The sequence below is a fragment of the Clostridium sp. OM05-6BH genome, assembly GCF_003481635.1.
Taxonomy (GTDB): domain Bacteria; phylum Bacillota; class Clostridia; order Lachnospirales; family Lachnospiraceae; genus Butyribacter.
This window is the reverse complement of record NZ_QULH01000001.1, coordinates 435,594-448,092: the sequence shown is the minus strand read 5'-3', so window position 1 is coordinate 448,092 and position 12,499 is coordinate 435,594. Positions and strand designations below refer to the sequence as shown.

8 protein-coding genes and 6 tRNA genes are annotated in these 12,499 nt (G+C 41.8%); 11 read left to right on the top strand and 3 right to left on the bottom strand.

Annotated elements, in window-relative coordinates:
* Positions 1-40: 40 nt before the first annotated feature.
* The 9 genes from DXB73_RS02055 to DXB73_RS02015 all read left to right on the top strand — a co-directional run bounded on the left by DXB73_RS02055 (position 41) and on the right by DXB73_RS02015 (position 6,985).
* Positions 41-1,270 carry a hypothetical protein gene (locus DXB73_RS02055; RefSeq protein WP_118689976.1) on the top strand — a complete coding sequence of 410 codons (1,230 nt, stop codon included), beginning with the start codon at positions 41-43 and terminating at the stop codon, positions 1,268-1,270.
* Between the two features lie 584 nt (positions 1,271-1,854).
* Entirely contained in the window at positions 1,855-2,163 is a 309-nt protein-coding gene (locus tag DXB73_RS02050; protein WP_118508264.1) for an acyl carrier protein, read from the top strand.
* A 3-nt stretch (positions 2,164-2,166) separates the two neighbouring features.
* Positions 2,167-3,576: an AMP-binding protein gene (locus tag DXB73_RS02045; protein WP_118689975.1), complete on the top strand. Its 1,410-nt coding sequence runs from the start codon at positions 2,167-2,169 to the stop codon at positions 3,574-3,576.
* Positions 3,577-4,344: 768 nt separating this feature from the next.
* Complete coding sequence (locus tag DXB73_RS02040) at positions 4,345-5,088, top strand: LytTR family DNA-binding domain-containing protein (RefSeq protein WP_118507987.1); 744 nt, start codon at positions 4,345-4,347, stop codon at positions 5,086-5,088.
* A 28-nt stretch (positions 5,089-5,116) separates the two neighbouring features.
* Complete coding sequence (locus DXB73_RS02035) at positions 5,117-6,415, top strand: GHKL domain-containing protein (RefSeq protein WP_118689974.1); 1,299 nt, start codon at positions 5,117-5,119, stop codon at positions 6,413-6,415.
* A gap of 185 nt (positions 6,416-6,600) precedes the next feature.
* A tRNA-Ile gene (locus DXB73_RS02030) sits at positions 6,601-6,674 on the top strand.
* A gap of 51 nt (positions 6,675-6,725) precedes the next feature.
* Positions 6,726-6,799, top strand: a tRNA-Asp gene (locus DXB73_RS02025).
* Between the two features lie 5 nt (positions 6,800-6,804).
* A tRNA-Val gene (locus DXB73_RS02020) sits at positions 6,805-6,877 on the top strand.
* A gap of 22 nt (positions 6,878-6,899) precedes the next feature.
* Positions 6,900-6,985: transfer RNA gene (locus DXB73_RS02015), tRNA-Leu, on the top strand.
* Positions 6,986-7,554: 569 nt separating this feature from the next.
* On the opposite strand, the gene DXB73_RS02005 is transcribed toward DXB73_RS02015, so the two are convergent.
* The 3 genes from DXB73_RS02005 to ade form a co-directional block, all read right to left on the bottom strand.
* A tRNA-Leu gene (locus tag DXB73_RS02005) sits at positions 7,555-7,640 on the bottom strand.
* Between the two features lie 22 nt (positions 7,641-7,662).
* Positions 7,663-7,735: transfer RNA gene (locus DXB73_RS02000), tRNA-Val, on the bottom strand.
* 104 nt (positions 7,736-7,839) lie between these two features.
* On the bottom strand, positions 7,840-9,573 hold the full coding sequence (ade, locus tag DXB73_RS01995; protein WP_118689973.1) for an adenine deaminase: 1,734 nt from the start codon (positions 9,571-9,573) through the stop codon (positions 7,840-7,842).
* 731 nt (positions 9,574-10,304) lie between these two features.
* Between ade and DXB73_RS01985 the strand changes: the two genes are divergently transcribed.
* A complete protein-coding gene (locus tag DXB73_RS01985; protein WP_118507982.1) occupies positions 10,305-10,970 on the top strand; it encodes a YoaK family protein in 666 nt (221 codons plus the stop codon).
* Positions 10,971-11,038: 68 nt separating this feature from the next.
* Positions 11,039-12,397, top strand: a complete 1,359-nt coding sequence (locus DXB73_RS01980; RefSeq protein ID WP_118507981.1) for an NCS2 family permease — start codon at positions 11,039-11,041, stop codon at positions 12,395-12,397.
* The last annotated feature ends 102 nt before the right edge of the window (positions 12,398-12,499 follow it).

Here is a 12,499-nt window from a genome sequence, read left to right as displayed (position 1 = left end):
TACGCAGTAACGGATTTACCGTACAGAAAAGAGGATGAATGTGACGAGAGAAGAGTTAGTACAGTACGCAGTAGAATACACGTCATTCTATGCGGAAAAATATGCAGGTGCCAACCTGCAGGATGGAAAGAGCCTGCCGATCCTTACCAAAGAGGAGGCGGCGCATGCGGGAGTATCTATTATTTCCAGGGAATATTACACCAAACTTGGCACGCCGGAGGTGAAAAGTGCATATACTTCCGGGTCGACCGGGATCAGCTTAGAGGCGTTTTCTACCAATGCGGAAAGCGCAGGACAGCTTTTTTCACTCTGGCTGTACCGACGGAAATATTATGGGATCAATACCGATGCAAAATTTTGTTTTTTCTTTACCCTGAGAGATCATTATGGACAAACAAAGTATGACGAACAGAAGAATTATCTGGGCATTTCCAAAGAACTGCTGCAACGGGAAAAGCTGGATGAGATCTTTGGCAGGATCTATGCTTTTCAACCGAAGTGGCTGTTGTTACAGCCAAGCATTGCCATGATCTTAGCCAGATACATATATGAGACGGGAGCAGAAGTTCCGGGATCGCTGACGTATATCGAGCTGAGTGGTGAAATGGTAACGGATCGACAGCGCAGATTTATTGAAAGTGCGTTTGATGCAGTAACGGCCAGCCAGTACGGCTGTAATGAGATTGGATCGATCGCATATGAATGCCCGGAAGGAAATCTGCACGTGATGGATCATAACGTATATGTGGAGATCGAGCCCTTTACGGAACAGGAACGGGCGGCGGGAACCGGTCATGTGATCGTGACAGCACGGCATAATAAGGTGATGCCGTTTATCCGGTATGATACAGGGGATATTGCCGGGTGGAAAGATGTATCCTGTACGTGTGGCTGCCATGGAGCAGTATTAGAACTGACCGGTGCAAGAAAAGATGACATGATCCGTCTGCAGGACGGACAAAGGATATCTGCCAACCTGTTCCGCAGGGTCATCCAGGCGGTAGAGTGCTGCATGGAGGGACGGATCTATCAGTATCAGGTGCGGCAGACGACAGTGGATACGTTTGAGATTTTTATGGCAACAGATGGTGAACCGGAAGAGATCGAGGGATTATTCTGTGAATTTATCCGGGACAGCCTGGTAGGGGAGGCAGCGTTTTTATTTCGATACTATGAGCAGCTTCTCCCGGATGAACTGACCGGCAAGCTGAAGTTTTTTGGTTGCATGATACCGGAGCAGACAGGGGATGTAGAAAGTGCTGCAGATTAATAACTCAAACTTCCCATAACTCAAATTCTAACAACCACATATTGCTTATTATGTCAAAGTATACTATGTATTTTGCAGCCACTACATAGTGATTTCTGCCGTCAGAGAACTATAGTAATTGCCTTGCCGCATTTTTGTTTTTAGTGATTTCTAGATTTTGTTGTCTCTGATGTTTAATTTACATGCCTTACGGAGAACTCGGTGTCCCGCAAGCAAGGTAATCATCATTTTTGAAAGGGACTTTGCGCTCGTCGTTACTTATGTCTCGTATTTCAGAGACATTAAGTAACGTGACGCAGCGCATCGTAGCGAAAGCGTCCCGTCCAAAAATGGAAGATACCTTGCTAGGCCGGGACATCTCAGACACTCCTTCAGGCATGTATTCATCAGAGACTTAACAAAATAAGAAATCACTAATAAACTCTGCGGTCTGCGGCAATTATCTTAGCTCTCTGACGGCAGAACAAGTTAGCTTGTGGGCTGCAAAATATCATATTTATTGCTGACATAATAAGCAATATGTGGTTCGAAGAATAACTTTCGGTATGGGAAGTTTGAGTAAATAATTAGAGGGAGAGAAAGTGATGGATAGAATGACAGACGGCAGTAGTAACGGCACAATGACAGACAATGCGATGATATTGAAAAAATTATCAGAAATCCTGCGTCGATATGTAGAACCGGATCCGGAGACCGGAGATCCTATAGTGATCACGGAAGAAACCGACATTTTTGAAGATCTGGGGGCGGATTCGCTGATGGTGATGCAGATCATTGCTGATGTGGAGGAGTGTTTTGGTATTACGTTTGATGATGTGGATCTGTTGAGTGAAAATTTCAGCAATACAGGCAGTTTTTGTGAAATGATAGCCAGACAGGTGCGGGAGGGATGACGGATGGGCAGGATGGTCACAACAGAGAATATCATATCGTTGATCCAGACAATACCGATATCCGTACACAAAGGACAGCATGCACTTTTGCTGGCAGATAATTCGGCAGAATCCATTGCGTTATATGGCTTTTTCCTGAAAAATAATGTCCCGCTGATCCTGCTGAATGCGTCAATGCGGGATGAGCAGGTGCAGGAATATATGGATGAGTACCGGCCACAGTGGTTTGTGTATCCGAAGAACCGGAATCTGCCACAATATTCCGGTGGACAGAACGAGTGTTCCGAAAACAGAAAGAGGTATCAATGCTATGAAACTGCCTGTGAGTGGAACGGGTATGTGATCGCAAGCCGGGGCAATGCCGGCTTTGAACTTACTTATCATTGGCTTGAGGATCTGGCGTTACTGATACCAACATCGGGGAGTACCGGCGGGCGAAGACTGGTGATGCTTACGAAAGCAAATCTGGCGGCCAATGCCAAGTCGATCGCCGAGTCTCTGCGTATGGATTGTACAGAGCGGTCAGCTGTGCTTATGCCAGTCTCATACTCTTATGGTCTTTCTGTGGTCAATTCCACGATCTATGCAGGAGGCCGTCTGCTTATCCCGGAAACCGATATTTTTCATAAGGAATGCTGGGACTATCTGGAAGAAAACAGAGTAACCGCTATCAGCGGTGTGCCATATGCATACGAATGGTACCGTAAGCTGCATGTGTTTGACAGGACGTTTGAGGCATTAAGGCTGATGACAACGGCAGGGGGAGCGATGAGCCGCAGTATGAAGGAATATCTGCTGCAGGAGGCTGAACGTAGAAATGTGGATCTGGCGGTTATGTATGGGCAGACTGAGGCAACAGCCAGGATCAGCAGCTTTTTTCTTAATGAACATCCGGATAAGATCGATAGTGTCGGTACGGTCATACCCGGAGGAAAACTGACAATCTCACTCGCAGATGAGAACGGATGTGGAGAAATTGTTTATGAGGGAAAGAATGTTTTTCTGGGATATGCACACAGTCTGAACCAATTGTTTATTACAGAGCAGGAATCGTATAAATATACGGTGCTTCGCTATACCGGGGATGCAGGGTATATAGATGGGGATGGCTATCTGTATATCACCGGACGTATGAACCGTTATGCGAAGATATGCGGTCAGCGTGTGGGGCTGGATGAACTGCAGACAGAGATTGGAAAAATGTTTGGACAGAAGGTTGCAGCGGTCATGACTGCGGACGGAGAGCGGGAAATGATCGGGATATTTGGAACGAAAGAACCGGATGCAGCATGGGAACGACGTGTGCTGCAACGCTATCCGATCCTGCGTGGCAGTGTGAAGTATATTCAGATAGAGGAGCTGCCACGTACGATGAATGGAAAGTTGGATTACAAAAAGCTGCAACAGTATTGAACCCCGGCAGAGTATGCTTTGCCGGGGTAAATTTTAAACAAATCTTAAACAAAAACCACATTGAATCTTAAACAACAGTTGTTTACACTAAATTCATAAGTTATCACAATAGAAAGTGAAATTCTTTTATTGCAAGATGAAATGAACCTTTTGGGCTTCTAAATAGTCATATAAGTAGAGCCAATCAAAAGGGAACTTAAGGAATCTTGTCTGCATCTGTGGGAGAAGATGGCAGAGAATACGCAGACAATGTTTATGCGATCAAGAAGCATTATCTGTATATTCAATATGAAGAATATATCTGAAATAGAGGCATGGTATTGTATTTGGCTATGGCTATGATCACCTGTGCAGCACTTATGGTGTTGGCAATCGGACTGGGACAGGAAGTGAAAGAAACGTAGTTGTACGGATGAACCTAAGAGAGAAAAGGACAGTGGTAAGTTATTTGACAGATAATAAATATATATGCAATCTAGCAAAGAAAATTTATTTTTTACATATAACCTTATATTTTTGGCATATACCAAAATACATAGTATGTTTATGATATAATGAGCCTCAAAGAAAAACAAGCGGCTGCGAAGCAGACATTTGTTTTTCTGGGCTCATTAACGAGCAAATAAGCTTGTGAAACAAGCGAAAAAGCTCTGAAAGAGCGTATTTGCGAGTTTGATAAAAAGGCGGATAGTCGAATGACGTTATGAGCCTCAAAGAAAAACAAGCGGCTGCGAAGCAGAATATACATATGTAATTTGGAGGAAGAAAGTGTTAAGTATTGCATTTTGTGATGATGAACCGATCATGTTAGAAGAACTTTTTAACGTGGTCAAAGGATACATAGATTCAAAAAAAGTTGAATTTACTGCAGATTTGTTTGAATCTGGTGAAGAGTTTGTGGAAAAGGGAGTACGATGCAGGAAATATGATATTGTATTTTTGGATATTGAAATGAAAGAGATGAATGGATTGGAGGCTGCTGCATGGTTTCGTAAATTGAATGAACAGTCAAAGGTCATTTTTGTGTCTTCTCACGTAGAGTACACGCTAGATGCGTTTAAGGTGGCGGCATTTCGTTATATTATCAAGAATAAGGATACGATGACGCAGGCGGTGCAGGAAGCGTTAGATGCATGTCTTGATATAAATCCAGAAATAAAACAGGTCAAGAAATATCATTTTACAGAGTTAGATATGTTCCTCCAAACGGAAGATATTATTTATATAGAAAGTATACTACATGATTTGAAATTTCATATTCAAGCAGAAAGCAATTATGTATTTACTTTGGCAAGATGTACACTCAATATTTGGGAACAGGAGAATCATTGGAATGGGTTTGTTCGTATTCATCAAAGTTACTTGGTAAATATGAAGTATGTATATGCCTATAATTCTAAAGAAGTTGAACTTTTAGACGGAACAGTTTTAACGATATCAAAACAGAGAAAAACAGAAGTTTGCAAACTGTTTCGTGATCAGGCAATTCCAAGGCGAAAGCGAAATACATAGGAAACTTATCAGGTAGAGGAGAGTTGATATGTTAGGATTTATTCAAGGACTTTTATTAATTATTATTGAAGTCAGTATTTATTTTTTTTACGCACAGACTTTTTGTGAAGCAGGAGACAAAATCACAGTAAGGCGTACAATAGCAACCGTTGTTGTATCGGCGGTTTTTCTGGATGTGACATCAACAATATTTGCTAAGCATTTTGTGATTAAATTATTGATGATAGTGCTTGTTTTGAGTATAATGCTGCAGTTTTCTTTTCGACAGAATTGGAGAAAGAGTATTGTGCTTGCAGCAATATATCAAAGTATTATTTTGGTTGTTGATTTTTGTTTTATTGTTTTGGCAAGTATGTTTTTGGAAAATAGGATTATTTCATTATCGTCGACGCAGATGTTACTTGCTTTATTGTCAAAAAGTATCTTGTTTTGTTTGATCTATATCGTCAATAAGATATTTATACGGCGCAAGGTAAATGCAGTAGCAAACAGGATATGGCTTCGCTTTATGGCGTTTCCAGTGGTGACCTTTTTGATGATTGCATTGCTTGTAGCAGATTTGCCTAATATTCAATCGGTCCATCAGGTCACAGTATATGGAATGCTTGCTGTATGCTTGATAGCGATTAATTTTGTAGTAGTATACTTTTTGGATATGATTGTTCAAGAGAAAGCAGAGAAGATGCTGCATTTGGAATTTAAAAATGACACGGAAGCGCAGATGAAGTTGTATAAAAATATATGTCAAAATAATGAAATACAGAAAGCGAGCATTCATGAATTTCACCATCATTTGACTTGTCTGACTTCTTTATGTGAGAAACAGAAGTATCAAGAATTGGAACATTATTTACACAATATAGACCAGAAATTGTCTTATAATGTGGAGTGGATGAATACAAATCATGTGATTGTGAATACTGTGTTAAATCAAAAATATAACGAAGCTGCCAAAAGGAAAGTTTTGATCGTATGTCGTTTTAATGATTTGAAGGGGATTTGGCTGGAAGATCAGGATGTTGTTGTGATATTAGCAAATTTATTGGATAATGCGATTAGAGCGAGTGAAGAATGTGAGGAAGAACATACGATATATTTTACGATGCGTCTGATTGATGGGACATTGTCGTTGGATATTCAAAACACCTATCAAGGACCTGTGACAATAGTGGATAATGAACTACGCACAACGAAGAGGGAAGATGGCCGGCATGGATATGGCATCAAAAATGTACAGCATGTTGTAGCAAACTATGGAGGAACATTTCGGCTGTCCTTGGAAAGAAGATTGTTCGGAATACATATTACGATTCCTCGAAAGATATGATTAGTATGTATGAGAATGATTCTCTGAAAGATTAGATCAAGAGAGAGTTTTTTGCACAATGCGGATATAATAATGCGAATATAGAATAAAAAGAGTTGCAATCAGAGAAATTATATGATAATATATATATTGTTCGGCGTCTCTGTTGAGACGTTGTATCTGACATAGTATGATCTTATGTTTTTGGACCTTTAGCTCAGTTGGTTAGAGCAATCGGCTCATAACCGATCGGTCCAGGGTTCGAGTCCCTGAGGGTCCACTGGATGAGCTGAAGAGAATTACATAAGAGGATACTTCAGCTTATCATAATGGCCTAGTGGCTCAGTTGGTTAGAGCGCCGCCCTGTCACGGCGGAGGTCGAGGGTTCGAGTCCCTTCTGGGTCGTTATTGGGATCTTAGCTCAGCTGGGAGAGCATCTGCCTTACAAGCAGAGGGTCACAGGTTCGAGCCCTGTAGGTCCCATAAGCAGTTATTTTACTGCGATGCCGCAGTGGCGGAACTGGCAGACGCCCAGGACTTAAAATCCTGTGGGTAGTGATACCCGTACCGGTTCGATTCCGGTCTGCGGCATTTTCATTTTAACTTTTTCCTTTCAGAACGTCTCTGATTTATAGAGGCGTTCTGTTATTTTATCTGGAATGTATTATGAGATATCCCGGTTTAGCAAGGTATATAAAGTTTGAGTTATTGCATTAAAGATCAGCAGATCTTGTTGCCATTAGCGGTCATTTTGAATCGCATATGCAGGACTTCAGCAGAACGTTTGCACATCAGCATTCTTTGGAGAAAAATTTCAAAATAATCCATCATAGAGCAGATAGATTCGTCCGGTTATATGCTAAATTGTATCTGCTTCTTTTGTGGACGGATATGCAGCGCTGCACCGGTAACAGCATGGTTTACCCGGTCATGCATATATCCGGCAATCCGCACCAATTCCACCGTTCTATTATCATAACTAAGCTTTTGTAAATGTTATGTATTTTTTATTTCACGAAAGGAAATGGTTTCTTTGAATCCAGTAGCATTGAAACCGCGAAGTTTGAGCAAGTGAAAAATAAAATAATAGATTTTAAAAACAACAAAACGTCTCTGTATAAAACAGAGACGATATATCAGGAAATAATTAAAATGAAAAATGCCGCAGACCGGAATCGAACCGGTACGGGTATCACTACCCACAGGATTTTAAGTCCTGGGCGTCTGCCAGTTCCGCCACTGCGGCATCGCAGTAAAATAACTGCTTATGGGACCTACAGGGCTCGAACCTGTGACCCTCTGCTTGTAAGGCAGATGCTCTCCCAGCTGAGCTAAGATCCCAACAACCATTCAAGTATAACGCATAACAGAATGATTGTCAAATAAAAATTTCTTTTGCCGATGAAAAGCTTGCAGGTTTGTTAATGAAAAACTTGTAGGTTTGTCTATGAAAAGCTGGCGTCTACTACTTTGTGCGAATTGACATCAATAAGACCATACGTATTCAGACGCAATGCCGGAATGACAGGCAGGCTGACAAAGCTGAGTGTCATAAACGGGTCGATATCCATAGGGATGCCCCAGTCATGAAGTGTTTTTTTCATCGTTTCCAGTTCGGCATTGACTTGTTCTAAAGACTGATCTGACATCAGGCCTGCAATCGGCAGTGGTAAAGTATGTTTCAGTTCACCCTGACAGGCAATGGCAAGTCCGCCTTCTGCTTCAATCACTGCATTGGCTGCTATGGCAATATCAGTATCGTTTGTTCCGGCCACAACCAAGTTATGAGAGTCGTGTCCGATACTTGTCGCAACTGCGCCTTTTTTGAGACCATAGCCTCCTAAGAAGCCCTTGCCGAGATGTCCGGTATTTTTGTGGCGTTCGATAGCAACGATTTTTATAATATCATCGTCCGGATTGATACCATCTGCCCAGTCTTTTGCGCTGGTATCCGTATTCCAGCTGGCTGTGCGTTCGGAGGTAAGAAGCTCTCCTGCATGCAATTCGATGACGCGGATGTGCTCACCCTGTTTTGGGATTACGAGCTGCGCTGGCGTAATCTTTTCCACATGAAAAGAATGGATGACACGCTCCGGAATGGAATCCGTATTACTGTTTACAGCCGTCGTTATTTGCCCGCGTTCGCTGATGAGCGTTCCCTGTTTGTAGACTTCCTGTACATGCAGATCTGTAAGATCGTTCAAAACAACGATGTCGGCATCATAACCCGGTGCGATGGCACCTGTATCACGTAAACCGAAATACGTGGCAGCATTCAAACTGCCCGCTTTAATGGCACGAATAGGATCTGCACCTAAGTGAACTGCTTTGCGGATGATAGCATCAATATGACCGTCATTTAGAAGATCCAAAGGATGTTTATCGTCCGTTACAAGCAGGATCCGGTTATAATAAGGAGCCTCGAATAGCGGCATAAGTTCCTGAAGATTTTTGGCAGCGGTGCCCTCACGGATCATGATCCACTGACCTCGTGACAGTTTTTCTTTGGCTTCTGCAATGTTGGAGCATTCGTGGTCTGAACGGATCCCTGCGGCTGTATAGGCATTTAATTCTTTGCCGGTTAGCAATGGTGCATGACCGTCGACAATACGGTCATGTTCTAATGTTGTTTTGATCTTGGATAAGACAGATCCATCGGCTTGATTGACACCGAAAGCGTTCATCATTTCTGCAAGACCAAGAACCCTTCGATTATTATAAAAAGGTGTAATATCATCGGCATTCAGACAGGCTCCGGACTCATCTAAGTCTGTTGCCGGTACGCAGGACGGTACCATAAAGAAGACATCCAGAGGGAGATCTTTGGTTGCCTGCATCATATAGGTAATACCGTCACAGCCGGCAACATTGGCAATCTCGTGTGGATCGGTGATCACGGCGGTGGTGCCATGTGCGATGACAGCTCTTGCAAATTCCGAAGGGGTGACCATAGAGCTTTCTAAGTGGATATGTCCATCAATAAAACCAGGGCACACGAAGCGTCCGGTCATATCTTTTTCAATTTTGCCCTCGTACCGGCCAATGCCGACAATTTTGCCATCCGTGATCGCAACATCACCGACCTCAATGGATTCTGTAAATACGTTTACAATGGAAGCGTTCTTTAATACAAGAGCTGCTTTCTGCGTTCCATTTGCTGTTAAAATAATATTTTTCATGTTTTTCACATTCCTCCTGCTGTTTGTGGTACACAATACTGCAATTATCTATGTACTCAAACTTCCCATATCCCAGATTACCACAGCCACATATTGTTTATTATGTCAAAAAATACTAAGTATTTTGCAGCCACAACATAGCGATTTCTGCCGTCAGAGAACTATAGTAATTGCCTTGCCGCATTTTCGTTTTTGGTGATTTCTAGATTTTGTTGTCTCTGATGATTGATTTACATGCCCTTCGGAAACTCAAAGTCCCGGAAGCAAGGTAATCATCATTTTTGAAAGGGACTTTGCGCTCGTCGTTACTTATGTCTCGTATTTCAGAGACATTAAGTAACGTGACGTAGCGCATCGTAGCGAAAGCGTCCCGTCCAAAAATGGATGATACCTTGCTAAACCGGGACATCTGAGACAATCCTTCGGGCATGTATTCATCAGAGACTTAACAAAATAAGAAATCACCCAAAAACTCTGCGTTCTGCGGCAATTATCTTAGTTCGCTGCCGGCAGAACAAGTCAGTTTGTCGGCTGCAAAATATCATATTTATTGCTGACATAATAAACAATATGTGGTTCGAACAATAACTTCCAGTATGGGAAGTTTGAGTTATGTGTTTATTGTACAACAGCATGCAGATGTTTTGCAATCCATGAATCGGACATCTTGACAGATAAAATGCACGGTTCTATAATGCTGTGAGAGTTTAGCATAGGAGGCGTTGAGGTAGATGAAACATTCTAAACAAATGTCAGAGTCAGTACGGCTTGGAATCTTATTAGCACTGTCAGGGGGGCTGATGGATGCGTATTCCTATATTGTGAGAGATCGGGTGTTTGCAAATGCGCAAACCGGCAATATGCTGTTGTTTGGTGTTAATCTGTCAGAGGGAAATATTCGTTTGGCAATACATTATCTTGTTCCTGTTGTTGCGTTTGCGATCGGCATTGCGTTAGCTGAATATGTACATACCAGAAATATTGAAAAACTGCATTGGAGACAGATGTCAGTATTGTTGGAAGCAGTGATATTATTGGGAGTTGGTTTCATTCCAACATCGTTTAATCTGCTGGCCAATTCTTTGACTTCGTTTGCTTGTGGCATACAGGTGGAAAGTTTCCGCAAGATTCATGGAAATGGTGTTGCGACTACAATGTGTATTGGGAATATGCGTACCGGTACGCAGAATTTATTTAATTATTTCCATAGTAAAGATAGAGATTCTCTCGGTAAGGCCGGATTGTATTATGGCATTATCGTCAGCTTTATATTAGGTGCTGTATTCGGGAATGGATTGATCAAATTATTCCATAAACAGGCGATTTGGTGCAGTTCTATCTTATTATTCTTAGGTTTCTTTATGATGTTTATTGATTACGAAAAATCTAAAATATAAATAATGGGGATTGTTTCACATCCATAAAAAAGTTATAATGAGAGAAATATTATTTTATGGAGGTAAAAATGATCGAGAAACTATTTCATTTGAAAGAGAACAACACAAATGCGCGCACTGAGGTGATCGCAGGATTGACAACCTTTATGACGATGGCGTACATATTGGCAGTCAACCCGACAATGCTTTCGGCAGCGGGAATGGACAGCACAGCCGTGCTGATCGCAACTTGTCTGGCTTCTTTTGTGGGAACCATGGCAATGGCACTTTTAGCAAACTATCCATTTGCTCTGGCACCGGGAATGGGATTGAATGCCTATTTTGCATACACAGTATGTGGCAATATGGGGTATTCCTGGAAAGTGGCATTGATGGCAGTATTTGTTGAGGGTATTGTTTTTATAGTTCTATCCTTAACAAACGTCAGAGAAGCTATTTTTAATGCGATACCAAGTACCTTGAAGAAAGGTGTAAGTGCAGGTATCGGATTATTTATTGCATTTATCGGACTGCAGGGAGCACACTTAGTAGTATCCAATAGTTCTACATTGGTTACCTATTGTGATTTTGCCGGCAATTGGCATACACAGGGAATCTGTGCGGTGCTTGCCCTGATCGGTTTGATCATCACAGTCATTCTTTATATCAAAGGCTTTAAGGGCGCGATCCTGATCGGTATTCTTGTAACTTGGATCTTGGGAATGCTCAGTCAGGCTCTTGGTATTTATCAGGTAAATGTAAAGGAAGGATTTTATTCGTTATATCCATCCATGCACATGACAGATTTCAGCAAGATCGGTGAGACGTTTGGACAGTGTTTCAAAGCTGATTTCCATGGCGTTGGTATTCTTAATTTTATTATTGTATTATGTTCTTTCCTGTTCGTAGATATGTTTGATACGATAGGAACACTTGTTGGTGTTTCTTCCAAGGCAGGCATGTTAGATGAGAATGAAAAATTACCGAACATTAAGCCGGCGCTTTTGGCAGATGCGATTGCAACAAGTGCAGGTGCGGTGATCGGAACTTCTACAACGACAACATATGTTGAGAGTTCTGCCGGTGTTGGTGCAGGTGGCCGTACCGGTCTTGCATCCGCAGTGACAGCGATCATGTTCTTATTAGCAATTTTCTTTGCACCGGTATTTACAGCAGTTCCGGGTTTTGCAACAGCTCCGGCATTGATCTTTGTAGGATTCTTAATGCTATCAGCCGTTGTTGACATTGATTTTAATGATCTGACAGAAGCAGTACCGGCATATTTGACAATCTTGGCAATGCCGCTTATGTACAGCATCGCAGAGGGTATCTCTATCGGTATCATTTCCTATGTTGTTATTAATCTGCTCTGTGGCAAGCACAAGAAAAATACAGTATTAATGTATGTGTTGGCAGTGTTATTTATCTGTAAGTATATATTCTTATAGGATGAATGATTTAGATACTATGAGTGCAATTGCTCATCATAGGAGTTTCTTCGAAACTCCGTTATGCACAACCATTACGAGATAACGTGAGGAGGTATGACC